Source organism: Microbacterium sp. NPDC055910 (assembly GCF_042271185.1).
In the GTDB taxonomy this organism is placed as follows: domain Bacteria; phylum Actinomycetota; class Actinomycetes; order Actinomycetales; family Microbacteriaceae; genus Microbacterium.
In genome coordinates this window covers 1-24,789 of sequence record NZ_JBHJZS010000026.1, presented here as the reverse complement: position 1 = coordinate 24,789, position 24,789 = coordinate 1, and the positions used below count along the sequence as shown (strand labels likewise).

Annotated in this window: 22 protein-coding genes and 1 tRNA gene; 14 read left to right on the top strand and 9 right to left on the bottom strand. The window is 70.6% G+C overall.

Translation table 11 applies throughout. The features are described 5' to 3' along the window. The first annotated feature begins 4 nt into the window (after nt 1–4). Together ACFC3F_RS11190 and ACFC3F_RS11185 are read left to right on the top strand one after the other, a co-directional pair. Nucleotides 5–892: an arginase family protein gene (locus tag ACFC3F_RS11190; RefSeq protein WP_376129400.1), complete on the top strand. Its 888-nt coding sequence runs from the start codon at nt 5–7 to the stop codon at nt 890–892. Beyond that, nucleotides 889–1,365 (top strand): histidine phosphatase family protein, encoded by a 477-nt coding sequence (locus ACFC3F_RS11185; RefSeq protein ID WP_376129398.1) that lies wholly within the window; start codon nt 889–891, stop codon nt 1,363–1,365. The genes ACFC3F_RS11190 and ACFC3F_RS11185 overlap by 4 nt, the downstream gene beginning before the upstream one ends. Here the strand turns inward: ACFC3F_RS11185 and hutI are convergent. Genes hutI through hutH form a run of 3 tightly spaced genes read right to left on the bottom strand, consistent with a single transcriptional unit; the run spans nt 1,357 to nt 6,050 of the window. Further along, nucleotides 1,357–2,751, bottom strand: coding sequence for an imidazolonepropionase (hutI, locus tag ACFC3F_RS11180; protein WP_376129397.1), 1,395 nt, complete (start codon nt 2,749–2,751; stop codon nt 1,357–1,359). The genes ACFC3F_RS11185 and hutI overlap by 9 nt on opposite strands. Nucleotides 2,752–2,782: 31 nt before the next feature. After that, a complete protein-coding gene (gene hutU / locus ACFC3F_RS11175; protein WP_376129396.1) occupies nt 2,783–4,438 on the bottom strand; it encodes a urocanate hydratase in 1,656 nt (551 codons plus the stop codon). 43 nt (nt 4,439–4,481) lie between these two features. Continuing rightward, the gene (hutH, locus tag ACFC3F_RS11170) at nt 4,482–6,050 is read right to left on the bottom strand and encodes a histidine ammonia-lyase (protein WP_376129394.1); all 1,569 of its coding nucleotides are present in this window, start codon (nt 6,048–6,050) and stop codon (nt 4,482–4,484) included. Between hutH and ACFC3F_RS11165 the strand changes: the two genes are divergently transcribed. Further along, on the top strand, nt 6,049–6,918 hold the full coding sequence (locus ACFC3F_RS11165) for an IclR family transcriptional regulator (protein WP_376129393.1): 870 nt from the start codon (nt 6,049–6,051) through the stop codon (nt 6,916–6,918). The two genes, hutH and ACFC3F_RS11165, sit on opposite strands and share 2 nt — an antisense overlap. A gap of 62 nt (nt 6,919–6,980) precedes the next feature. Further along, on the top strand, nt 6,981–8,093 hold the full coding sequence (locus tag ACFC3F_RS11160; RefSeq protein WP_376129392.1) for a hypothetical protein: 1,113 nt from the start codon (nt 6,981–6,983) through the stop codon (nt 8,091–8,093). An 84-nt stretch (nt 8,094–8,177) separates the two neighbouring features. Here the strand turns inward: ACFC3F_RS11160 and ACFC3F_RS11155 are convergent, their stop codons facing one another. Then, nucleotides 8,178–8,654 carry a YbaK/EbsC family protein gene (locus ACFC3F_RS11155; protein WP_376129390.1) on the bottom strand — a complete coding sequence of 159 codons (477 nt, stop codon included), beginning with the start codon at nt 8,652–8,654 and terminating at the stop codon, nt 8,178–8,180. Nucleotides 8,655–8,850: 196 nt separating this feature from the next. Here ACFC3F_RS11155 and ACFC3F_RS11150 point away from each other — a divergent pair, with 196 nt between their 5' ends. From ACFC3F_RS11150 to ACFC3F_RS11105, 10 genes are all read left to right on the top strand, one after another. After that, nucleotides 8,851–9,924: a Glu/Leu/Phe/Val dehydrogenase dimerization domain-containing protein gene (locus ACFC3F_RS11150; protein ID WP_376129388.1), complete on the top strand. Its 1,074-nt coding sequence runs from the start codon at nt 8,851–8,853 to the stop codon at nt 9,922–9,924. Between the two features lie 353 nt (nt 9,925–10,277). Continuing rightward, the gene (locus ACFC3F_RS11145; protein WP_376129387.1) at nt 10,278–11,192 is read left to right on the top strand and encodes a metal ABC transporter substrate-binding protein; all 915 of its coding nucleotides are present in this window, start codon (nt 10,278–10,280) and stop codon (nt 11,190–11,192) included. Continuing rightward, the gene (locus tag ACFC3F_RS11140; RefSeq protein ID WP_376129385.1) at nt 11,189–11,920 is read left to right on the top strand and encodes a metal ABC transporter ATP-binding protein; all 732 of its coding nucleotides are present in this window, start codon (nt 11,189–11,191) and stop codon (nt 11,918–11,920) included. Before ACFC3F_RS11145 ends, ACFC3F_RS11140 begins: the two co-directional genes overlap by 4 nt. A gap of 35 nt (nt 11,921–11,955) precedes the next feature. Continuing rightward, on the top strand, nt 11,956–12,750 hold the full coding sequence (locus tag ACFC3F_RS11135; protein WP_376129446.1) for a metal ABC transporter permease: 795 nt from the start codon (nt 11,956–11,958) through the stop codon (nt 12,748–12,750). Between the two features lie 130 nt (nt 12,751–12,880). Further along, nucleotides 12,881–14,443 (top strand): hydantoinase/oxoprolinase N-terminal domain-containing protein, encoded by a 1,563-nt coding sequence (locus ACFC3F_RS11130; RefSeq protein ID WP_376129444.1) that lies wholly within the window; start codon nt 12,881–12,883, stop codon nt 14,441–14,443. Beyond that, nucleotides 14,436–15,500, top strand: a complete 1,065-nt coding sequence (locus ACFC3F_RS11125; protein ID WP_376129384.1) for a DUF917 domain-containing protein — start codon at nt 14,436–14,438, stop codon at nt 15,498–15,500. The genes ACFC3F_RS11130 and ACFC3F_RS11125 overlap by 8 nt, the downstream gene beginning before the upstream one ends. Nucleotides 15,501–15,531: 31 nt before the next feature. Next, the gene (locus ACFC3F_RS11120; RefSeq protein ID WP_376129382.1) at nt 15,532–16,602 is read left to right on the top strand and encodes a DUF917 family protein; all 1,071 of its coding nucleotides are present in this window, start codon (nt 15,532–15,534) and stop codon (nt 16,600–16,602) included. Next, nucleotides 16,599–18,152, top strand: coding sequence for a PucR family transcriptional regulator (locus ACFC3F_RS11115; protein WP_376129380.1), 1,554 nt, complete (start codon nt 16,599–16,601; stop codon nt 18,150–18,152). The genes ACFC3F_RS11120 and ACFC3F_RS11115 overlap by 4 nt, the downstream gene beginning before the upstream one ends. A gap of 121 nt (nt 18,153–18,273) precedes the next feature. Continuing rightward, nucleotides 18,274–18,996 (top strand): aspartate/glutamate racemase family protein, encoded by a 723-nt coding sequence (locus ACFC3F_RS11110; protein ID WP_376129378.1) that lies wholly within the window; start codon nt 18,274–18,276, stop codon nt 18,994–18,996. A gap of 14 nt (nt 18,997–19,010) precedes the next feature. Then, nucleotides 19,011–19,718, top strand: coding sequence for an HpcH/HpaI aldolase/citrate lyase family protein (locus ACFC3F_RS11105; protein WP_376129376.1), 708 nt, complete (start codon nt 19,011–19,013; stop codon nt 19,716–19,718). Between the two features lie 23 nt (nt 19,719–19,741). Here the strand turns inward: ACFC3F_RS11105 and ACFC3F_RS11100 are convergent, their stop codons facing one another. From ACFC3F_RS11100 to ACFC3F_RS11080, 5 genes are all read right to left on the bottom strand, one after another. Continuing rightward, nucleotides 19,742–20,740, bottom strand: coding sequence for an ABC transporter permease (locus ACFC3F_RS11100; RefSeq protein ID WP_376129375.1), 999 nt, complete (start codon nt 20,738–20,740; stop codon nt 19,742–19,744). A gap of 14 nt (nt 20,741–20,754) precedes the next feature. Continuing rightward, a complete protein-coding gene (locus ACFC3F_RS11095) occupies nt 20,755–22,281 on the bottom strand; it encodes a sugar ABC transporter ATP-binding protein (protein ID WP_376129374.1) in 1,527 nt (508 codons plus the stop codon). A 66-nt stretch (nt 22,282–22,347) separates the two neighbouring features. Next, entirely contained in the window at nt 22,348–23,379 is a 1,032-nt protein-coding gene (locus ACFC3F_RS11090) for a sugar ABC transporter substrate-binding protein (RefSeq protein WP_376129372.1), read from the bottom strand. A 294-nt stretch (nt 23,380–23,673) separates the two neighbouring features. Further along, nucleotides 23,674–23,746: transfer RNA gene (locus ACFC3F_RS11085), tRNA-Ala, on the bottom strand. Nucleotides 23,747–23,793: 47 nt separating this feature from the next. Next, complete coding sequence (locus ACFC3F_RS11080) at nt 23,794–24,675, bottom strand: large exoprotein (RefSeq protein ID WP_376129370.1); 882 nt, start codon at nt 24,673–24,675, stop codon at nt 23,794–23,796. Nucleotides 24,676–24,789: the final 114 nt, after the last annotated feature.

Genomic DNA, 24,789 nt, shown 5'->3' with positions numbered 1-24,789 from the left:
AGTGATGGCTCTCTCTCACGATCCCCTCTGGCCTCGCGCGGGCGATTGGCCGCCCGCCGGAGACGAGACGACGGATGCTGCGATCCTCGGCGTCCCCGCACACGCGACGTCGCTGTCCCCGACCGGCGCCCACGCGACCCCCGCCGCCGTGCGGGATTCGCTGCAGCGGTTCAGCCCGGCCGTGATGGGACCGCCCCCGGTCGATCTGGGCGCCCTGCACGTCGTCGACGGAGGAGACGTCGACGACCCCGACGGACCCGCCGGCGAGCAGCGCACCGAGGAGCGCGTGCGGGCGCTCGCGGCACAGTCTCGACGGGTCATCGCCGTCGGCGGCGACAACTCCATCACGTACGCCGTCGCCCGCGGCGCCGGCGCCTCGGGCCTCATCACCCTCGACGCCCATTTCGACCTGCGCGACGGTGTGTCCAACGGGTCCCCCGTGCGCCGGCTGATCGAGGCCGGATTCGACCCGCGCCGCATCGTGCAGCTCGGCATCGCCGACTTCGCGAACTCCTTCGCCTACGCCCGCCGCGCCGCCGACCTCGGGATCACCGTCGTGACGCTCGACGACCTGCGCCGCCGCGGGATCGCCGAGGTCACGGCCCACGCGCTCGAGGTCGCGGGGGCCGGGGGTGGCGGCATCCATCTCGATATCGACGTCGACGTGTGCGACCGCTCGGTGGCGCCGGGGTGTCCCGCGTCGCTGCCGGGCGGGCTCGCCGCGTGGGAGCTGCGCGCGCTCGTGCGCGGCATCTCGACCGATCCGCGCGTGCGGTCAGCCGACATCGTCGAGGTCGACGCGACGGCCGATGCCGCGGACGGGCGCACGGTGCGGCTCGCGGCGCTGTGCGTGCTCGAGATGCTCGCCGGGCTCGCGGGAGCGGCGTCGTGACCCGGCTCGTGCTCGTGCGGCACGCCAAGTCCGATTGGGGCGATCCGGCCCTGGACGATCACGATCGTCCGCTCAACGCGCGCGGACTGCGCGATGCCCCGCGGATGGCCGAGCGCCTCGCGGCGACGGGGCTGCGGGTCGACGCGCTCCTGTCGAGCACCGCGCTGCGCGCCGTCACGACGGCGGACTTCTTCAGCGGCGCGCTGGGCGTGCCGGTGCAGCAGCAGGAGCGGCTCTACGGAGCCCCGGCGTCGCTGCTTTTGCGTGCCGCGGCCGAATCGGGGGCCCGGTCGGTCGTGGTCGTCGCGCACGACCCGGGCATGAGCGTGCTCGCGGGCGAGCTGTCCGGCGGCGGGATCGGACACATGCCGACGTGCGCCGTTGCGACCTTCCGATGGGATGTCGGCGACTGGGACGTCGCGACGAGCGTCGACCCCGAAGAGTGGACGTGGAGCACGCCGCGCTCAGAGTAGGGCGCCGTCCTTCCACACCGCGTCGATGAGCGGAACGCCCGGTCGGTAGGCCAGGTGCACGCGCGTCGGGGCGTCGAGCAGCGCGAGGTCGGCCCGCAGGCCGGGGGCGATCACGCCGATGTCGTCGCGGCGCAGTGCCCGGGCTCCGCCCGCCGTCGCCGCCCAGACGGCCTCGGCCGGCGACATGCCCATCTCGCGCACGGCGAGCGCGATCATGAGCGGCATCGAGCTCGTGAAGCACGACCCCGGGTTGCAGTCGCTCGCGAGGGCGACCGTGACGCCGGCGTCGATGAGCCGCCGCGCGTCGGGGTACGGCTGCCGGGTCGAGAACTCCACGCCCGGAAGCAGGGTCGCGACGGTCTCGGATGCCGCCAGCGCGGCGACGTCGGCATCGGAGAGGTACGTGCAGTGATCGACGGATGCTGCGCCTGAAGCCACCGCGACGAGCACACCGTCGCCGTGGCCGAGCTGATTCCCGTGCACGCGCGCCTGAAGGCCTCGTGCGATGCCCGCCCGCAGGATCCGCTCGGACTCTTCGGGGGTGAAGGCGCCGCGCTCGCAGAAGGCGTCGATCCAGCGGGCGTGCGGCGCACACGCGTCGAGCATCTCGCCGCACACGAGGTCGACGTAGGCGTCGCGGTCGTCGGCGAACTCGGCGGGCACGACGTGCGCGCCGAGGAACGTGACTTCGTCGGTCACTTCGGCCGCGATTCGGGCGAGTCGCTCCTCGTCGTGCACCGACAGGCCGTAGCCCGTCTTGACCTCGAACGTCGTCGTGCCCTGGGCGTGCAGCTCGTCGGCGAAGCCGGCGAGACGGGCACGCAGCTCGTCGTCCGTCGCGGCGCGGGTGGCGGCCACGGTCCGCCGTATGCCGCCCGCGGCATACGGCACGCCGGTCATGCGGGCCTCGAACTCGTCGGCCCGGTCTCCGCCGAAGACGAGGTGCGTGTGGGAGTCGACGAACCCCGGGATGACCGCGCGCCCCCCGGCATCCACCGTTGACCGCGAGACTGCAGCGGGAGGGCGAGACTGCGGGTAATACCCACGGTCTCGGCCGCCGGTTGCAGTCTCGCGGTCGATGGATGCCGCGGGTGGGGCGTCGGACGCGGGGCGCCCGACCGCGGAGTCGGGGCCGCGCCCGGCCGCGGAGTCGGGGCCGCGCCCGGCGGCGGGGTCGGGGCCGCGCCCGGCCGCGGGGCCGGAGCCGGAGCCGGCGCCGCCCCGGGCACCGTCGTCCAAGCGCGGAGCGTCGGCGGCGGAGCCGACCCAGGCGATGCGGCCGTCCTCGATCAGGACGGCGGCGTCGTGCATCGTGCCGTACTGGTCGCCGTCGGAGGCGACGTTGGTCGTGAGCTCGCCGATGTTCGTGATGAGGGTCGTGGTCACGGCATCCGCTTTCCTTCAGAGTCCGCCGGCATCACAGCATCGGCACGTTCAGGCCGCGCTCCCGGGCGACCTCGGCGGCCCGATCGTACCCCGCGTCGACGTGGCGCATGACGCCCGTGCCGGGGTCGTTCACGAGCACGCGGGCGAGCTTCTCGGCGGCGAGCGGCGTGCCGTCGGCGACCGTGACCTGCCCCGCGTGGATCGAACGGCCGATGCCGACGCCGCCGCCGTGGTGGATCGACACCCACGACGCACCCGACGCCGTGTTGAGCAGGGCGTTGAGCAGCGGCCAGTCCGCGATCGCGTCGGAGCCGTCGGCCATCGCCTCGGTCTCACGGTAGGGCGAGGCGACCGAACCCGAGTCGAGGTGGTCGCGGCCGATCACGATCGGCGCGGACAGTTCCCCCGAGGCGACCATCTCGTTGAACTTCAGCCCCGCGAGGTGCCGCTCCTGGTAGCCGAGCCAGCAGATGCGCGCGGGCAGCCCCTCGAAGTGCACGGCGTCGCCGGCCTTCTCGAGCCAGCGCACGAGCCCGGCGTTGTCCGGGAAGAGCGCCTTGACGGCCTCATCGGTCTTGCGGATGTCCTCGGGATCGCCCGAGAGCGCGACCCACCGGAACGGCCCGCGACCCTCGGCGAACTGCGGACGGATGTATGCCGGCACGAATCCGGGGAACGCGAACGCGTTCTCGAACCCGCCGAGCTTCGCCTCGGCCCGGAGGGAGTTGCCGTAGTCGAACACCTCGGCTCCGGCATCCTGGAAGCCCACCATCGCCGCGACCTGCGCCGCCATCGACTCCCGCGCGCGCTCGGTGAAGCCGTCGGGGTCGCGTTCGGCCGCGGCACGCCAGTCCTCGAACGCGGTACCGACGGGAAGGTAGGCGAGCGGATCGTGGGCGCTCGTCTGATCGGTCACGATATCGATCGGGATGCCACGGCTCAGCAGCTCGGGGAACACTTCGGCCGCGTTGCCGACGACACCGACCGACCGCGCTTCGCCCGCCTCGCGAGCGGCGAGGACGCGCTCCACCGCCGCGTCGAGGTCGGTCGTGTACTCGTCGAGGTAGCCGTGCTCGACGCGGCGCGCGAGGCGCGACTCGTCGACGTCGACGATGAGCACGGCACCGCCGTTGAGGGTGACAGCGAGCGGCTGCGCGCCGCCCATGCCGCCGCATCCGCCCGTCAGCGTGAGCGTTCCGGTCAGGTCATCGCGACCCAGCGAGCGCGCGACGGCGGCGAACGTCTCGTACGTGCCCTGCAGGATGCCCTGCGTGCCGATATAGATCCACGACCCCGCCGTCATCTGCCCGTACATCGTGAGGCCGAGCTCTTCGAGCTTGCGGAACTCGGGCCACGTCGCCCAGTCCCCCACGAGGTTCGAGTTGGCGATGAGCACACGCGGCGCCCACTCGTGCGTGCGGAAGACCCCGACGGGCTTGCCGGACTGCACGAGCAGCGTCTCGTCGGACTCGAGCTCGTCGAGAGTGCGCACGATCGCGTCGTACGCCTCCCACGAGCGCGCGGCCTTGCCCGTGCCGCCGTAGACGACGAGGTCTTCGGGGTGCTCGGCGACCTCGGGATCGAGGTTGTTCATGAGCATGCGCTTGGCGGCTTCGGCGCCCCAGCTCTTGGCGGTGCGCTCGGCGCCGCGCGCGGCGCGGACGGTGCGTGCTTCAGGGGTGGTCATGGCGTGCTCCTCGGTCGGTTCGGTCGAGAACAGGTGTTCTGGCTCAGGACGCCGAAGCATCCTGTTCTGGGTGCGGGGATCCGGATGCCGCCGCGGCGACGGCGCCGGAGATGACGAGGGCGGCCGCGGTCTCGATGTCCGGCGAGAGGAAGCGGTCGGGTCCGGGGCCGTCGATGCCCGCCTCGCGGAGGAGACGGCGGACCGCGCCGGTCGCGGGCCCGGGCTGCAGCGGTGCCCGCAGGTCCAGCGCCCGCGTCGCCGTGATGACCTCGATCGCCAGCACCCGCGCGAGCCCGTCGACGGCCCGGCGCAGCTTGCGCGCGGCAGCCCACCCCATCGAGACGTGGTCCTCCTGCATCGCCGACGAGGGGATCGAGTCGACGGATGCCGGCACGGCGAGGCGCTTCAGCTCGGAGACGATCCCCGCCGCGGCGTACTGCGCGATCATGAGCCCCGAATCGACGCCGACCTCGTCGGCGAGGAACGGCGGGAGCCCCTGGCTGCGGGCCGGATCGAGGGCGCGGTCGGTGCGGCGCTCCGAGATCGAGGCGACGTCGGCGACGGCGATCGCGAGGAAATCGAGCACGTACCCGACCGGCGCGCCGTGGAAGTTGCCGTTCGATTCGAGCCGACCGTCGAGGGTCACGACGGGGTTGTCCACGGCAGAGGCGAGCTCCCGCGACGCGACGAGTGCCGCGTGATCGGCCGTATCGCGCGCGGCGCCGTGCACCTGCGGCGAGCAGCGCAGCGAGTAGGCGTCCTGCACGCGCGTGCACTGCGCGGGGTCCTTGTGCGATGCGACGATCGGGGAATCGCGCAGGAAGCGGCGCAGCCGAGCGGCGGATTCCGCCTGCCCGTGCTGCGGACGCAGCGCCATCAGGTCGGCGGCGAAGACGGCGTCGGTGCCCAGCTGCGACTCGATCGAGGCGGCAGCGGCGACGTCGGCCGTGTCCAGCAGCATCCGGATGTCGTGCAGCGCGAGCAGCAGCATCCCGAGCATGCCGTCGGTGCCGTTGATGAGGGCCAGTCCCTCTTTCTCCTGCAGCTCCAGCGGCGCGATGCCCGCCGCGGCGAGCGCGGCGCCGGCGGGAGCGATCTCGCCGTCGACGCGCACCTCGCCCTCGCCGATCGCCGCGAGGGCGACGTGCGAGAGGGGCGCGAGGTCTCCCGAGCAGCCGAGCGAACCGTACTCCCGCACGACGGGCGTGATCCCGGCGTTCAGCATGGCGGCGTAGGTCTCGACGACGACGGGCCGCACACCCGTGCGTCCACTCGCGAGGGTCTGCAGACGCAGCAGCTGCAGGGCGCGCACGACCTCGGTCTCGACCTCGTCGCCGGTTCCCGCGGCGTGCGAGCGGATGAGACTCAGCTGCAACTGACGACGCCGCTCGGGCGCGATGAAGGTCGTCGCGAGCGCGCCGAATCCGGTCGACACGCCGTAGTGCGGCTCGGGGTCGTCGGCGAGTCCCTCGACGAGAGCACGGGATGCCGCGACCCGCCGCATCGCGTCGGGATCGAGTTCGACGGGCGCACCGTGCCGTGCGACGGCGACGACGTCCTCGGGCTGCAGGGGCGCGGCACCGACGACGACGGCGAGGGCAGGAGTGGTCATGGCTCGATTCCACACGCTCGGCATGGTGCGCGGCGCCCGGCTCTGGCATCCTGTGTCTGAGATGCCAGACAACTCCTCCCCGCGCGCACTGCCGGCGCGCCGCCCGGAGCCTCCGCGCGCGCGGCCCCAAGTCCCGGCCGCCGACCAGACGCTGCGGATCCTCGCGCACCTCACGAAGCAGCGCGGTCCGGTTCCCGCCGCGACGATCGCGACGGCGCTCGATCTGCCGCGATCGACCGTCTACCACCTGCTCGCGACGCTGCAGGAGCACGCGTTCGTCGTGCACCTGCCCGAAGAGCGACGCTGGGGTCTCGGGATCGCGGCGTTCGAGCTCGCCGGCGGCTATGCGCGCCAGGAGCCGCTCGCCCGCGTGGGGCGCCCCGTCCTGGCCGACCTCGTGGATCGCGCGCACGAGAGCGCGCACCTCGCCGTCATGCACGGGCGCGACGTGCTCTACATCGTCGAAGAGCGCGCGCCGCGCCGCCCGGCGCTCGTGACCGACGTCGGCGTGCGCCTTCCCGCCCACCTCACCGCGACGGGGCGCGCGATGCTCGCGGCGCTCCCACGCGAACAGGTGCGAGCGCTGTATCCGGATGCCGCGGCCTTCGCCGATCGCACGGGTCGGGGTCCGCGCCGGCCGGGCGAACTGCGCGACGTGCTGCGCGAAGCCCGCGAGCGCGGCTGGGCGACGGAGAACGGCGAGGTCACACTCGGCCTGCGGTCGATCGGGGTCGTCGTGCGCGACCACGGCGGATGGCCGGCCGCCGCGATCGCCGTCACCTGGCCGGCCGATGCCGCCGCGCCCGACCCGGCCCTCGCGGCCAACGCGGCGCGAGAGCTCGAGCGCCGCATCGGCCGCGTCGGTTAGCGCGAGCCTGCACGGCATGCAAGCCCCTGGGCGGGACCGGCGGCCGTGTCTACCGTCGGAGTATGACGCCCGAAGAGACCCCAGACCAGACCGGACTCCTCGCTCTCATGGACCACCGCGACGAGGTGTGCGTCACGATCGCACTCGCGTCGTCGCCGAGTCCGCGCGATCATGAGCGGATCCGGATCGCCCTGCGCGACGCGATCGATGAGGCGGAACGGCGGATGCACGAGCGCGAGGTCGCGGCCGGTACGCGCAACGCCGTGCTCGAGACGCTGCGAGGGCTGCTCACCGACGACGAGTTCTGGGGCACGCAGTCCGACGGCCTCGTCGTGCTCGCCTCGCCCGGACGCACCGCCGCCTATCGGCTGCCCTCGCACGTGCGCGACATCGTCGCGGTGGCCGACCGGTTCCAGGCGGCGCCGCTGCTGCGTGCGGCGACCGACGATGACGACGTGTACGTGCTGCAGCTCGCGGAAGGCCTGGCCCGCCTGACGCGCATCGGCGCCGACGGCCGCGTGGTCGAACAGCCCCTGTCCCTGCCCGACGACCACGAATCGGTGCTCGAGCAGGCCGAGAACGACGGTCGGTTCGACATGCGGCGCGCACAGGGCGCGAAGGGCGACCGCATCGAGCATGAGCGGTACTGCCGCGTCGTGCAGGACGAAGTGGCGCGCATCGTGCCCGACGGCGCGTGCTTCGTGCTCGCGGCGTCGTCCGATCTCGCCCCGGCGTACCGCGCCGTCAGCACGCAGGCCGGCCTCACCGATGACGGTATCGACGCTCACCCCGGGTCGCTCGACGACCGGGCGCTCGCCGATGCCGCGCGGAGCATCGTCGAGGACGCTCAGGCCCGCGCGACGAGCGCGTGGAAGGAGCGGTTCGGCACGCTGCGCGCGCAGGGCCTCGCCACGAGCCGCCTCGTCGAGGTCGCCGCGGCGGCGGCCGAGGCCGCGATCGATGAACTGCGGTTCGACCGCGAGGCCGACGCGACCGGCACGATCGACGAGTTCGGCCAGGTCGAGCGGGAAGCAGACGCCACGCCGCTCGTCGACGAGATCGCCGCCCGCGTGCTGCACAGCGGAGGGCGCGTTCGCGCCGTGCGGCGACGCGACCTCGTCGACGGCTCCCCCGTCGCCGCGACGCTGCGCTTTCCGGTGACCGTTCCGCGGTGAGGTGTCGCGTACTCAGGATGAATGGGCGTCACCGGCCTGACACCGGCAAAAAGCCCAGTCCATCCTGAGACGTGGACGCCGTCCTCAGTCGACCTTCGCGACGCGCCCGCCCGTGAGCGCGACAAGCTCGTCGTACGTCAGCGGGAAGACGGTGTGCGGCGTGCCGCCCGCGGCCCAGATCTCGGGGAACGCGGCGAGATCCTCGTCGACGACGGTCGTGAGGGGCGCCGGATGCCCCGTCGGCGCGACGCCGCCGATCGCCTGACCGGTGGCATCCCTCACCTGCTGAGCCGTCGCCCGCACGATGCTCTCGCGGCCGAGCCGCTCGGCGAGCGCGGCCGTGTCGACGCGGTGGGCGCCGCTCGTCATGACGAGCAGGGGCTCTTCGTCCGACCAGAACACGAGGCTGTTGGCGATCGCGCCCACCTCGACGCCCAGGGCGGCGGCGGCCAGCGGAGCGGTCGAGGCGGCGTCGGGCAGAACGACGATCTCGCCGTCGATGCCGGCCGCGCGCAGGGCCTCGTGGACGAGTCGACTTCGGGGATGCAGGTGCTCGGTCACCACCCCAGCCTAGGCCCCGCCGCTCGCACACTGCCCACTCCGCGCGGGCGCGCCGCGCGCCGCGCTTGTCGATGTGCTGAACTCGGCGCGGCTCGGTTGAACGATCCGCACATCGGTGGTGCAATGGTCGCGGATGCCGCAAAGCTGCGGCGATCACCAGCGCACTGCCCACAAGGCCCGCCGAAAGAAGAACGCGATGACGCACACCCTGCCCCTGCCCGATTTCACGCACGAGCGCGTGGAGGTGACCACGGGGCGACGCAGCGGTCTTTTCATCGCCGTCGCGCTGCACTCGTCCGTGCTCGGCTCGGCGCTGGGCGGCGCGCGCCTGTGGACCTACCCGCACTGGAGCGACGCGCTCGGCGACGCGCTGCGCCTCTCCGCTGCGATGACGCTCAAGAACGCCGCGGCCGGTCTGGACTCGGGCGGCGGCAAGTCGGTCATCGCGCTTCCCGAAGGCGTCGTGCTCGACGCGGAGCGTCGCCGTGCGGCCTTCCTCGACCTCGGCGACGCCGTCGAGACGATGCAGGGCCTCTATCGCACGGCCGAGGACGTCGGGTCGACGACCGAGGACATGCTCGTCGTCAGCGAGCGCACGGCCCACGTCGTCGGTCTGCCCGAGGCGGGCGGCGGCTCGGGTGAGCCGGCCGGCCCCACGAGCCTCGGTGTGTACGAGTCGCTGCGGGCGACGCTCGAGCGCGTCACGGGCAGTGCGGATGTCTCGGGCCGCAGGATCACGATCTCGGGCCTCGGCCAGGTCGGCAGCCGTCTGGCGGTGCGTCTGGCCGCCGAGGGCGCGGTGCTCACCGTCACCGACGTGAACCCCGCCAAGCAGAACCTCGCGGGCGAGCTCGGTGCGCAGTGGATGGCCCCGGGCGAAGAGCACCACGTCGCATCGGACGTCTTCGTGCCGGCCGGCATCGGCGGCCTCCTCACCGACGAGGTCATCGACGCGCTCGACACGAAGGCCGTGTGCGGCCCCGCCAACAACCCGCTCGCGCGCCGCGAAGGCGCCGACCGGCTCGCCGCGCGCGGCATCCTCTATGCCCCCGACTTCGTCGTGAACGCCGGCGGTGTCATCTACCTCGACCTCGAGGCCAAGCAGGTGGGCACGCGCGCCGAGATCATGGACCGCGTCTCCGCGATCGGCGACAGCGTCCGCCGCATCTTCGACGAGGCCGAGAGCCGCGGCATCACGCCCCTCGCCGCCGCCGAGGCCCTCGCCGCCGAACGGCTCGCCGCCGGCCGCGTGGCCGCCGACGTGCACTGACCCTCCCCCGCCGCAGCCGACTTTCGCCCTGTGTCGGCGACACGCCGTCGCGCGCCGACATAAGGCGCAAGTCGGCGCCGGGGGGCGGCGGCAGGTCGACGGAATCGACCGCTCACCGCGCGAGGCCTCAAGTGCGCGCTGCCCCCGCGCCCGCTCCCCCGTACTTCGCTTGCGCCTTGTGTCGGCGACACGCCGTCGCGCCCCGACACAAGGCGCAAGTCGACGTGAGCGGCGCGAGCGGCGCGGGCGCGCGCACCGAGTCGGCGCGGAGGCCCGGCCCGGGGCGGCACGGGCCCGCACCCCGCCCCCGCCCCAGAGTTGTTTTCGGTGCGCCGAAGTTCTAGGTTTTCGGTATGCCGAAAACTCGCCGCGCGTCGTGGATCGCGACGATCGCCGCGCTCGGGGTCCTCACCGGCTGCACCTCCACGGTCGACCTGACCGATGACCGGCCCGTCGCCCTCACGACGTTCACCGTGCTCGCCGACATCGCGCAGAACGTCGCCGGCGACCACATCCGCGTCGAGTCGATCACGAAGCCGGGCGCCGAGGTGCACGGCTACGAGCCGACCCCGCGCGATGTCGCGAAGGCATCCGAGGCCGACCTCATCCTCGACAACGGCTTGAACCTCGAGGCCTGGTTCGCTCGGTTCGTGGAATCCGCCGAGGTCCCCCACGTCGTCGTGAGCGAGTTCGTCGACGTCATCGACATCACCGACGACGCCTATACCGGCACGCCGAACCCGCACGCGTGGATGAGTCCGCTCAACGCGCAGATCTACGTCGACGCGATCGTTCCGGCGTTCGCCGAGCTCGACCCCGAGCACGCCGACGAGTTCGCGGCGAACGCCGAGGCGTACAAGGCCGAGCTGCAGGCGGTGCACGACGAGCTCGTCGACACGCTGGGCGGCCTTCCCGAAGAGCACCGCGCGCTCGTCACGTGCGAGGGCGCGTTCTCGTACCTCGCGCGCGACGCGGGACTCACCGAGCAGTACATCTGGCCCGTCAACGCCGAGCAGCAGGCGACGCCGCAGCAGATCGCCGCGACGATCGAGTTCGTCCGCGACAACGACGTGCCCGCCGTCTTCTGCGAGTCGACCGTGTCGGATGCGCCGATGCAGCGCGTCGTCGAGGCGACCGACGCCGCGTTCGGCGGAACCCTCTATGTCGACTCGCTGTCCGAACCCGACGGCCCCGTGCCCACCTACCTCGACCTGCTGCGCCACGACACCCGCATGATCATCGACGGACTCACGGGCCGGCGGTCATGACGATCGACGTGCAGGGCGTCTCGGTGCGCTACGGCGACGTCCTCGCCCTCGACGATGTCTCGCTCGAGATCGAGCCGGGGCACGTGACGGGCCTCATCGGAACCAACGGATCGGGCAAGTCCACCCTCTTCAAGACGATCATGGGGATGCTGCACCCCGACCGGGGGCGCGTGCTCCTGGACGATGCCGATCCGGCCGTCGCCCGGCGCCGCGGTGCTCTCGGGTACGTACCGCAGACCGAGGACATCGACCCGGCCTTCCCGATCTCGGTGCGCGACGTGGTCCTGATGGGCCGGTATCGCAACATGGGCCTCACCCGCCGGCCGCGCCGGGCGGATCGCGCCGCCGTCGAGGCGGCTCTCGCGCGGGTCGAGCTCACCGACCTCGCGGATCGGCAGATCGGGCGCCTGTCGGGTGGGCAGCGCAAGCGCGCGTTCGTCGCACGCGGGATCGCTCAGGATGCCGGCATCCTGCTGCTCGATGAGCCGTTCGCCGGCGTGGACCGACGCTCCGAGGCCCTCATCGTGCGACTGCTCACCGATCTCGCGCGCGAGGGGCGCACCGTGCTGGTGTCGACGCACGACCTCGCGGGGCTGGCGCGGCTGGCCGATGACGCGGTCCTGCTGCAGCGACGTGTGCTCGCGCACGGACCCGTCGCCGACGTGCTGACCCCGGAGAACCTGGCGCTGGCGTTCGGCGCGGATGTCCGAGACGAGGAGCAGCCGTGATCGACATCCTGCTCGAGCCGTTGCAGTACGACTTCATGGTGCGCGCGCTCGTCACGACGGTCATCGCCGCGGTCGTGTGCGGGCTGCTGTCGTGCTGGCTCGTGCTCGTCGGCTGGTCGCTCATGGGCGACGCCGTGTCGCACGCGGTGCTGCCGGGGGTCGTGATCGCCTATGTCGTCGGCGCGCCGTTCGCGATCGGTGCGCTCGTCTTCGGTTTTCTGGCGGTGGGACTCATCGGTGCGATCCGCGGCACGACGCGGGTGAAAGAGGATGCCGCGATCGGCATCGTCTTCACGACGCTCTTCGCGCTGGGGCTCGTGCTCATCTCGGTCACCCCCAGCCAGACCGATCTCAACCACATCATCTTCGGCAACATCCTCGGCGTGAGCGCCGCCGATCTGGCCCAGATCGGCATCCTCGCCGCCGTCGCACTGGCGATCCTGCTCGTCAAGCGCCGCGACCTGACGCTCTACGCCTTCGACGCGACGCACGCCTTCGCGATCGGACTGAACCCGCGATTGCTCGGCGCATTGCTGCTCGGCCTGATCGCCCTCACCTCGGTCGTCGCTCTCCAGGTCGTCGGCGTCATCCTCGTCGTGGCGATGCTCATCATCCCCGGCGCGACGGCCTACCTGCTCACCGACCGCTTCAGCCGGATGCTGCTGCTCGCGCCCCTGCTCTCCGCGGCAAGCGCCGTCATCGGCATCTACCTGAGCTACTGGATGGATGCCGCATCCGGCGGCCTCGTCGTGCTCGTGCAGGGCGCCGTCTTCGGCCTCGTCTGGATCTTCAGCCCGCGGCACGGCCTGGTGTCGCAACTGCGGCGTTGAGCACGGCCGGGCATGACGCCCGCACGGGACAAGGCTGTTGGGCAGATCGCCCACTTCCTCTCGCGGCACCGCGATCTACTCTCTCACTGTCGCTGCACCTCCCGTGCGGCGCTGGGAAGGAGACCCCGTGCTGAGGCTAGGAATCGATGTCGGCGGGACGAACACCGACGCCGTGCTCATCGACGGCACCCGTGTGCTCGGCGCCGCGAAGGCGTCCACGAGCGCCGACGTCACAACCGGCATCGTGCAGGCGTTCGCGGGCATCGAACGCGAGACCAAGGTCGACCCCGGCGCCATCGCGGGCGTCATGATCGGCACAACGCACTTCATCAACGCCCTCATCGAGGCGGATCGCCTCGCACCGACCGCCGCAATCCGGTTCGCGCTGCCGGCGACCAGTTCGCTGCCGCCGCTCATCGGCTGGCCCGACCGTCTCATCGCGGCACTGCAGGGACGCAGCTATCTCTGCCACGGCGGCCACGAGTACGACGGGTCCGAACTGTCGCCGTTCGACGAAGATGAGTTCATGCGCGCGCTCGACGATGCACATACCGCCGGAATCCGGTCGTTCGCCATCTCGTCGGTGTTCTCGCCCGTCAACGCCGAGTTCGAACAGCGCGCCGCGCAGATCATCGGCGAGCAGCTTCCGGATGCCGCCGTCAGCCTGTCGCACGAGATCGGGCGCATGGGCATCCTCGGCCGCGAGAACGCCACCATCATCAACGCCTCGCTTCGCGAACTCGCCGAGCAGGTCACGACGGGTCTGCGTCGCACCGTCGATGAAGCGGGGATCACGGCGTCCGTGTTCCTGAGCCAGAACGATGGCACGCTCATGGATATCGACTACGCCCGCCGGTACCCCGTCGCAACGTTCGCGTCGGGACCGACGAACTCGATGCGCGGCGCTGCCTTCCTCTCCGACGTGCAGGACTGCGTCGTCGTGGACGTCGGTGGCACAACGACCGACGTCGGGATGCTGCAGAACGGCTTCCCGCGCGAAGCGACGACCGACGTCGCAGTGGCGGGCGTCCAGACGAACTTCCGCATGCCCGATGTCCTGTCGGTCGGAATCGGTGGCGGATCGCTCGTCCTGGACGACCACGACGGAGTCCGCGTCGGCCCGCAGAGCGTGGGGCACCGGCTCACGAGCGAAGCGCTCGTGTTCGGCGGCACGCGCCTCACGGCGTCGGACATCGCGGTGGCGCACGGCACCGTCGCGTTCGGCGACAGCGCCCAGGTGAGCGGCCTCGATCGTGCGCTCGTCGCGGCGACGCTCGACCGCATCGCGCGAGACGTCAACGATGTCGTCGACCGCATGAAGGTGTCGTCGGCCGCCGTGCCCGTCGTCGCCGTTGGCGGTGGCAGCTTCCTCGTGCCGGATGCGATGCCCGCGGCTTCCGCGGTCCACCGCCCCGAGCACTACGCCGTCGCGAACGCGATCGGCGCGGCGATCGCCGAGATCGGCGGCGAAGTCGATCGCGTCTTCAGCGTCACGTCGGCGACTCGCCAGGGCGTTCTCGACGACGCACGCCAAGAGGCCGTCGACCGCGCGGTGGCCGCCGGAGCCGACCCGTCGAGCGTTCGCGTCGTCGACGTCGAAGAGGTGCCGTTGGCCTACCTGCCGGGCAATGCGGCGCGCATCCGCGTCAAGGCAGTCGGAACACTGACCCTCGGAGGTGCGGGCAATGCGTGAGATCAACGTCGACAATCTGGCCGATATGGCGCGTGGCGCCGCGATCCTCGGGACGGGCGGTGGTGGCGACCCGTACGTCGGGATGCTGCTCGCCGAGCAGGCGATCAAGAAACATGGTCCCGTCACGCTGCTGTCCGTCGACGAGGTCGATGACGACGCGACGATCGTCCCAACCGCGTTCATGGGCGCGCCCACAGTCATGCTCGAGAAGATGCCCTCGGGCTCTGAGATGGTCACGTCGCTCCGCGCGATCGAAGGAGTGATCGGCCGGCCCGCGACCCACACCGTCTCGCTCGAAGCCGGCGGTCTGAACTCGATGATCCCGTTCGTCGCCGCCGCCGAGCTCGGGATTCCCCTCGTCGACGCCGACGGGATGGGACGCGCCTACCCCGAGCTGCAGATGCTGCTGCCGACGCTGGGCGGCATCACCGCCAGCCCCATGGCCATGGCAGACGAACGTGGGAACGCCGTCGCCTTCGACACGATCGACAACGCGTGGGCGGAACGGCTAGCTCGTTCGGTCGTCACCGACATGGGATGCAGCGGCGGGATGAGCCTCTACGTGCTCACGGGACGACAGCTCAAAGACCACATGGTGCGCGACACTCTCACGCTCTGCGAGGAGATCGGCCGTGCTGTGCGCGAAGCCCGCGAGTCGCACGTCGATCCGGTTCTCGCCGCCGTCGATTCCCTCAATGGACGACTGCTCTTCCGCGGCAAGCTGACGGACGTCGAGCGGACGACCGTCGGAGGATTCAACCGAGGTCTGGCTCGCGTGGAAGGCACGGGCACTGACGCCGACACGACGCTCGAGGTCGATTTCCAGAATGAGAACCTCGTGGCGCGACGCGGCGACGAAGTGCTCGCGAGCGTGCCGGACCTGATCTCCATCCTGGACACCGAGAGCGGCGAGGCCGTGACGACCGAGAGGCTCCGCTACGGACTGCGGGTGAGCGTCATCGCGTCGCCGTGCGATCCCCGCTGGCGCTCTCCCGAGGGCCTGGCTCTGGCAGGCCCCGAGTACTTCGGCTACTCGCACGCGTACCAGCCCATCTGACGCGACGCCTCGTGCCTGGGATCATGGGCTCGTGACCAGTGACGCCTTCGGCCCTGCCGATGCCGCCGACCTCGCCGCCGGAGCGCAATTGCTCGCTTCCGGCGGCGGGGGCGAGGTGGCGACCGCTGAACTCCTGCTGACGAGCACCCTCGCCGCCGCCGCTCACGACGGGCGCGGACTGACGGTCGTCGCCGCGAAAGACCTCGCACCCGACGATCTCATCGTCCACGTGGGCATCGCCGGTTCACCGGATGTGTTCGCTGAGCGCCTGATCGACCCCCGCGACGTCGCCGCGGCGGTTCGAATGATGGAGCGCCGCCTCCAGCGCCGTGTCGCGGCTATCGGCGTGATCGAGATCGGCGGCCTGAACGCGCTCCTGGCCCCTATCAGTGCGATCACGATGGACCTGCCCCTTATCGACGGCGACATCATGGGCCGTGCCTTCCCCTTCATCGAGCAGACGACTCTCGCCCGTGCCGGGCATCGCCCTGACCCGCTCGTGCTGACCTCGCCGTCCGGCGACGTCGCCGTGTACGAGGGACGGACCCCCGCTGCCCGGCAGCGGCTTCTTCTTAGCGGCATCGCAGCGATGGGAGGACTGGCTGCCGTCGCGATGTACCCGGTCACCGCCTCCCAGCTGTCGGCAGATGGGATCAGCGGCTCGGTGACGGCCGCTCGATCGTACGGGCGTCGCTACCGAGAGCACATCGCCACGGATCGCAGCGGCGACCTCGATGCCATCGCGCTAGCCATCGGCGCCCACCCGATCGGGCGGGCGCGTATTGACGAAGTCATCGCCCGTAACGGTCCGGACATCGGCAGCGCGTCCCTGCACGACGTCACTGACGGGTCGATCCTGCGCCTGGACTATCTCGAGGAGTATGTCCTCGTCTCGTCAGACGGCGTCGCCGTGGCGGCCGCTCCCAATGTCATCATCGCGATCGATCACACGACGTTCCGCCCGCTCCTTTCACACGAGCTGCGAACGGGCAACACCGTGCTTCTGATGAGCCTGCCTGCTCTGCACGAGTGGGGCGACACAACCGCAGATCTCGTCGGCCCTGGAGCTTACGGTATCCATTTCGAGGAGACTCGCCGATGACAACCATCGCGGAACTGGTCGCCGATCCCCTGCTCGCTGGCACCACGGTCGTCGCGGGAGAGAGCGGCGTCATGCGGTCCGTGGATGACGTCCGCCCGTATGCGGCGACCCGCGAACTGCGCGCGCCCGACAGCGCCTCGCACGCGGTACTCGTGTGCGATGAAGCGGACGTGACACCCGCGTATCGGATCGATGCTCTCGTGCGCCGCGCGGATCACCTCGGCGCAGCCGCGATCCTCGTCGTCTCCGCACAGGGACAGCCGTTGCTATCCGGTGTGCGGCTCGCCGACCGCTTGGGCATTCCTATCCTGTGGATCACCCGTGCGGACCCGTTCGCGCTCACGGTGGAGCTCGCCATCCGTCTTCGCACACCTCACATCGCGCGCGCACAGTCGGCACTCCGCGCGCCCGCGGTGCTCGCCGGCGCGCACGATCCAGCCACCATCGCGGCCCGCGCAACCACGCTGTGCGAAGCCGTCGTCGTCCTACTCACGTCCGATGGCAGCCTCATCGCGGGCGATTCCGGCACAGTGGATGCTCCAGCGATCCGTTTCGACCTGGCTGTCGCGCAGCGCACCGAGACCGCTGTCGCCCAGCCCGTCGTGCTGCCGGACATGACGCACTCCAGCGCGTGGATCATCGCCGATGTGCGGGGCACCGACGACGTCCGCAAGGGCGTCGTCACCGACATCCTCACGCTCGTCGAGCCGTATGTGCGCGCTTGGCTCGTCGGTGAGGCCGCACGACTCGACCGCGATGCCGTGTTCCTCGCGCATCTGCTGAGCTCGGTGCTGCACGAAGCCGACGATCCCGGTCGCGAAGTCATCGAGAAGGCGGCGAGCGTCGGCTGGCGACTGCAGGACTGGCACACCGGGATCTACGTCGTCGCCGACGACCCGCGCGCCCCGTCGGATCGCGACACGATCGCCGCCGCCCTGCGCCGCGAACTCGCCGAGCAGGGCATCGTGACGAGCGGGATCGCGGATCACGCCGGCGGGTGGGCCCTGTGGAAGTCGGAGCCGTCGGAGCCGTCGATCGATCAAGGCCGGGGCGTCGTCCGCGCCCTGCGGCTCGCTCTCGCATCGCTCCCTCGGGACTGGGGTCTCGTCGCCGGGGTCGGCCGCACTCATCACGGTGCGGTGGGGCTGCGAGAGACCCTCGGCGAGGCCCGCAACGCGGCGTACCTCGCGCGCAGCCGGGACTTCCGTCCATCCGTAGATCATTCCGACGAACTGGGTGTGGCGCAGCTGCTGGCGACGCTTCAGCAATCGGACGTGACGCGCGCCTTTGCGGAATCCGCGCTCGCCCCGATCAGCGATCCCGCGAGCAGCCACCTGCTCGCAACCCTCACGGCTTATCTGCAGAACGGCGGATCCGTCGTGTTCACGGCGCAAGCGCTCAACGTGCACAGGAACACGGTGACAGCGCGCCTACAGCAGCTGAGGGAGCGGCTGGGCGTCGACCTCGACGACTCCAGCCTGCGGCTCGCGCTGCAGATGGCGGTACGTGCGGTGCACAGCAGTCCGGCCACTCCGCTCCCGGAGGCGTGACTGAGCGGGTGCACGCCGCACAGCTGTTCGCGCGCGGTGTGCATACGGCCCATCCTCTGCGCGCCGAGCGCGGCATAGGTTCTGAGCACGACAGTGTCCGCCACCCAATGAAGGAGCAATCATGCACCTGCGCGTCATCCTCCCCGTCATCGGAGAGTCCCTCCTCGACCACGTCCGCACCGAGGCGGAAGCGTGGGCGCTTCCGACGACGACGATCTCGGTCGTCGCCCTCGAACGTGGCACCGCGAGCATCGAGTCCGAGTACGACGAGGCGCTCTCGGCTCCCGGCATCCTGGACCGCATCGAAGAGTGCGTGACGGACGGCGTCGACGGAGTCTTCATCACCTGTTTCGGAGATCCCGGGGTCCACGCCGCACGCGAGATCATCGACGCGCCGGTCGTGGGCGGATTCGAACCCGCTGTCCTCACCGCCATGAGCCTCGGCGAGCGCATCGGCATCGTCACGGTGCTGCCCAACGTGCTCCCGATGCTCCGAGGGATCGCGCGTCGCTACGGCGTCGACAACCGCATCGGCGCGATCCGCGTCGTCGACATCCCCGTTCTGGGACTCGAGGAGGACAACAGCCTGCTCGTCGACCGCCTCGAAGAGCAGGCGGCGGCCGTCATCGAGAGCGACGCGGCGGATGTCATCATCCTCGGCTGCACCGGCATGCTCGGCGTCGCCGACGAGCTCGAGCGACGCCTGGCCGCACGCGGACTCGCCGCGCCCGTCGTCGACCCCACGGGCGCGGCGATCACGTGGCTGGAGAGCTCGGTCCGCATGGGACTGACGCCGAGTCGCCGCACGTACATGGCGCCGCCCGCCAAGGCACGCCAGCTGTGACACAGCCTTCGTCGATGCGCGTCGATCCGGCTCATGCCGGGCCGGCGCGCATCGGTCTGTGGGTCACGATGCTGCGCCCATTCGGACTCGAGATCGCTGCGGCTGCTCGGCCGGACTGGATCGGCATCGATCTGCAGCACGGCGACATCGCCCTCGCCGATCTCGCCGACATGGTGCGTGCGTGCGAGCGACATGCGATCCCGGTGGCCGTGCGTGCCGGGGGGCACGACCCCGCAGCACTCGGCCGGATCATCGACACCGGGGCGGACGCGGTCATCGTGCCGGCCGTCGAATCCGCCGCGCAGACCGAGGCAATCGTGCGCGCCACCCGCGTGCCTCCGCGGGGTGCGCGCAGCACCGGCATCGCGCGACGCGGTCTCGTCGCGGCATCCATCGCGGAACCGCTCGTTCTGCCGATGATCGAGACGGCGGAAGGCCTCGAGAACGTCGACGCGATCCTCGACGTGGACGGGATCGACGGCGTCTTCGTCGGGCCGTACGACCTGAGTCTGTCCATGCGAGCTGCGTCGCCCACGGCTGCGCCGGTCGTCGACGCCATCCGGCACGTCTTGGAAGCGGCCCGCACGCGCGGGCTCACGAACGGAATCTACAGCGGCGATCCCGAGCTCACGTCACGGATGGGCGACGTCGATCTGCTCGCCGCCGGCAGCGACGTCGACGCCCTGCGTCACGGACTGATGACGGTGATGCCCCGCGGCTGACCGCGGGACATCGCCTTCGCCATTCAGGACCGACGTGACCTCGACCAGGCGTCGAGGCCCACCGCGATCAGAAGGATCGCACCCTGCACGATCTGCTGGATCGTCGTGTTGACATTGAGCAACGCGAATCCGTTGCCGATCATGGCGTAGAGGATCAGGCCGAACGCGGTGCGCCACATCGCGCCCTCACCGCCGAAGATACTCGTGCCGCCGACAACGACGACGGCGATCACCATGAGCGGGATGCTCGCACCGACATCGGCCTGCCCCGCGCCGATCTTGCTCGCGGCGAGAACCCCGGCGATCGACGCGGCGAGGCCCGAGAGAACGAACACGCTCGTGTGCACGAGGCGCACGTGGATGCCCGACAGACGCGCCGCCTCGGGGCCTCCGCCCACAGCGTAAACCCGTCGACCGTAAACCGTGCGCGAGAGCACGAACCACGCGATGAGGAAGACCGCGATGAGCGCGATCCCGGGGAGCGTGAGTCCCAGCAGCATCCCCTGCCCGAGAGCAGTGAACCCCGGAACAGACACGCTCACCAGCACTCCTCCGGAAACGGCCACGGCGACACCACCCAGCATGAGCGAGGTGGCGAGCGTCGCGATGAAGGGATTAATGTTGATGAACGCGACGGCGATGCCGTTGACGAGTCCCACGAGCACTCCCGTGGCGAGGCCGGCGATGAAGCCGAACCCGACCGATTCCGTCGCGTTCGTGACGGTCGCCGCGATCACCCCGGACAGGGCGAACGTCGCTCCGACCGACAGGTCGAACATGCGGCTGATGAGCACGAAGGTTCCGGCACACGCGATGATGCCCACCGTCGCCCACTGATCGAGCAGGTTCGACATGTTGATCGGCGAGAGGAAGACGGGCGACGACACCGCCATATAGACGAAGAGGATCGCGCAGATAACGACGATCACGTTGTGCGTCAGGAAGCGGCGAAGGTGGTGCAGCGGCCCCGCGGGCGTCGCCACCGTGTTGGTACTTGTCGTCGGTTCGTGTGTGACAGTCATTGTCTTCTCCTCGCTCATGCGGCGGAATCCTCTTCGCGGGCGAAGGCGGCGCCCATGATGGCGGCTTCGGTCATCTGGTCGCTTTCGAGACGAGCGGTGATGCGACCGCGGCTCATGACGACGATGCGATGCGAGAGCCCGATCACTTCCTCCATCTCGCTCGAGATGAGCAGAACGGCGACACCGGATGCCGCAAGGTCGACGATCAGCTGATAGATGGCCTGCTTCGCCCCGACGTCGACGCCGCGCGTGGGCTCGTCGACGATGAGGATGCGCGGACCGGTCATGAGCCACTTGCCGAACAGGACCTTCTGCTGATTGCCGCCGGACAGTCGCGCGACCGACACACCCTGCTTCTTGAGCCGGATGTCGAGTCTGCGGACCATCTCGGCGGCCGCGCGAGCGACTTTGCGGGTGCGCACGATTCCGGCGACCTGATCGCGTTCGATTGTCGCCATCGTGAGGTTCTCTTCGACCGGAAGCGAGAGCACCAGTCCCTGGTCGCGGCGGGATTCCGGCACCATCGCGATGCCGAGCGACGTGGCGCGGCGTGGCGAGCGCGGACGCCCCGGCCGGCCGTGCACGACGACCTCCCCGCTGTCGACCGGATCCGCACCGAAGACAGCGCGCGCGACCTCCGACCTGCCCGCACCGACAAGACCCGCCAGTCCGACGATCTCGCCCGGACGCACCTCGAGATCGATGTCGTCGAAGACACCGGAACGGCTGAGACCCGTGACGGACAGCGCCGGTGCAGCAGCCGTCATCACGATCTGCTTGGCGGGGAAGACCGACGTGAGCGGGCGACCGAGCATCGACTGGATGAGCGATTCGCGTGTCTCGTCCGCCGTCGTCGCCGTGCGCACGATCCTGCCGTCGCGCAGCACCGTGACGCGGTCGGATATCGCGAGCACCTCTTCGAGGTGGTGCGAGATGAAGACGATTGTCGCGCCGTGCGCCCGCAGGTCGCGCATGGCGTCGAAGAGCAGAGCGGCGTCACTCGGCCCGAGCGCGGCGGTCGGCTCATCCAGGATGATGACGCGCGATTCGCGGGCCAGTGCGCGGAGGATCTCCACCTTCTGCTGGCTGCTGAACGGCAGAGACCCGACGCGCGCTCGGGGCGGGATGCCGAAGCCGATCCGATCATCGAGTTCGGCGTAGCGGCGGTCGAGCTCCGTCCCGCGCAGCACACCGCCGAGATGCGGTTCCTGACCGAGGAAGACGTTCTCGCGAACGGTCAGGGCGGGCACGAGAGCGACTTCCTGCGCGATGAGGCTGATGCCCGCGGCGAGCGCAGCGGCGGGTGTGTTGAACACGACCCGCGCCCCGTCGACCGCGATGTCGCCGTCGTCCGGAGCGAGCGCACCCGCGATGATCGAGCACAGCGTCGACTTTCCGGCGCCGTTCTCGCCGACAAGCGCGTGGATCTCGCCGGGGCGGAACGCGATGTCGACGTCGGCGAGTGCCGCCTGACCGCCGAACCTCTTCGTGACGCCCGTGAGAGAGACGATGTCCGCAATCGCGGTATCAGTGTTCGACATGGTTCCTCATCCTCGAGAAGCGGCACGGCCGCGGGAGCAGGGCTCTCCTCCCGCGGCCGCCCCGGATCATCCGGCTGTCCACTCCGCAGTGAACGACTTACCGGCGTCGGTCCCGAGCGTCTCGCGGGTGGCGATCGGCCCGATGGGCGAGTTCTCGCGCACATCGACGGCTGTCTCCACCGTCTCGCCGTTCATCGCGGCGACGGCGAGCATGATTCCTTCATAGCCCTCCGTGAACGGAAGGGCGAGGGGAGCCGCGAAGACCGCCCCATCGCGGATGCCTTCGATGTCCTCTTCCGTGCCGCCGTTGCTCACGACGATGACCTCGCCCGTGCGACCCGCCTGCTCGATCGCCTGCAGGGCACCCGCGATCGGCTGACCTGAGGCCGCCGAGATGACGTTCAGGTCAGGGTTCGCCGTGAGGATGTTCTGGGTCGTCGCGAGGCCCGCGGCCTGGTCGAAACCGCCGGGCTGCTCGGACACGAGCTCGACCGAGGCGGCCTTGGCCAGCGCTTCCTTGACCGCTGCGGTGCGCAGCTGATCCGTGGCCTGCGCGGCATCGCCCGGCATGTACGCGACCTTGCAGGGGTCGGTGTCGCCGCATGCCTCGACCATGAGCTCACCGATCTCGGTGCCCATCGTCGGCAGGTTGACGCCCACCGTGATGAGGCCGTCGACGGATGACTGCAGCGTCGTGAGGTCGGTCCCGATCGTCGTCATGAGAGACACTACCTGGACACCCTGATCGATCGCCTGCGTCGCGACGGGCACAAGCGCGGCGGGGTTGAGCGGGTTGATCACGAAGATGTCGTAGCCGCCCTTCGTGAGCGCGTCCTGGATCTGGCCGACCTGCGTCGTGGAATCGAATGCCGCGTCGAACATGGTGACCGTTCCGCCGAGCTCCTCCGCCGCGGCCTCGACGCCGCGCAGGTTCGCTGCCGTATAGGTGTTCGTGGCGACCGGGCTGAAGAAGGCGATCGATAGACCGTCGTCGTCCGCCGGTCCGTTTGCGTCCGGTGAGGCGCTGTTCGCGCATCCGCCGAGGAGCATCATTCCCGCGAGGAGGACGGCCGGGGCCGCCAGCAGCTTTCGGTTCATGCGGATACCTTCCCTAGAGGGCTCGGGTGATGTGCGCCAACGCTAAGCCGCACTCCCCTGCACGTCATTGGGCCGCATGTCCGCGTGGCGCCGGGTGTGCTGTGCACGGTGCACAGTGGCGCGCGGCTGCGGACGTCACCCGGCCGACGCCCGTCGATTCGATACCCCGCGATCGGATCGACACACTATGTGCGCACGTCGCGTTTGGACTGGATCACCGACTAGCAATTCGGCAGGAGACTGCGATTCGAGAAAGCAGAAAAACCCCCGGTTAACCGGGGGTTTTTCGATCGGTGGACCTGAGGGGATTCGAACCCCTGACCTCTTCATTGCGAACGAAGCGCGCTACCAACTGCGCCACAGGCCCGTGAACCTCAGCAAGATTATCACGCTGAGAAGTCGTGATCGAACGCGCTACTGACCGGATGCGCGACGCAGGAGCACGTCGCGCACGTGCGCTTCGATCTCGGCGTCGTCGACGTATCCCATGCGCGAGAAGTCCGCGGATGCCGCGCGCTGCGGTCGTGCCGTCTCGATCGACGTCGGGCGCTGCGCCTCGGCACGCCGCCGGATCGCCTCGTCGACGGCGGCCAGACGAAGGGCCTCACGGGCGTCTTCGGCGTCGAGCACGGCGGCGGCGCGGGAACCGGCCGACGCGGTGAGGGGCCGGGGAAGCTCGCGCGGAGCCCATTCACGGCGGGTCTGCTCGAGTTCGACGTCCTGCATGTGCACGGCGACGCGCTCACCCGCGTCCTGCGCGGTGCGTGTGACGGCTCGGGCGCCGACCCGCGCCATGCGCTGCAGCACGAGGCCGGCCACGATGGTCGCGGCGAGCCCGGCCCACAGCAGCAGCTGCGCACCGGTGGACACGATCGTCCACACGCCCCACCCCGCGATTCCGAGCCCGGCGACACCGAGCGTCATCGCGGTCAGCCGCACGCGGCGGCGCGCGCGGGCGCGTCGGGCTTCGGGGCTGAGTCGCGCGGCGGCGCGCTCGTCACGCGCACGCTCGAGTTCGATGCGCGCTTCTTCGAGGGCGACCTGCTCGCGCTCGGCGAGCGCGCGGCGGGCGAGCTTCTGCTGCGCGAGCGCCGTGCGTGCGGTGAGTTCGAGCCGCACCTCTTCGGGCGTTTCGCTCGTCTCGGCGAGCACGCGGAGGGCCTGATTGAGGCGCACGGCGTTACGCTCGGACGCGTCGTACTGCCGCCGGCTGTGCCAGCTGGGCAAGAGGTACACGAGCCACAGCAGCGCCGCGACCAACACGATCACGCCGCCGCCCAGCACCTGCCCACCCATGGCGTCCACGGTAAGCGACGCGGGCCGCGCGCCCCGGCATCCCCTCGCGTGTCTCCCCAACCCCACACCCGCGAGACTGCAACCGCGCGCCGAGACTGCGGGTGGACCCCACGG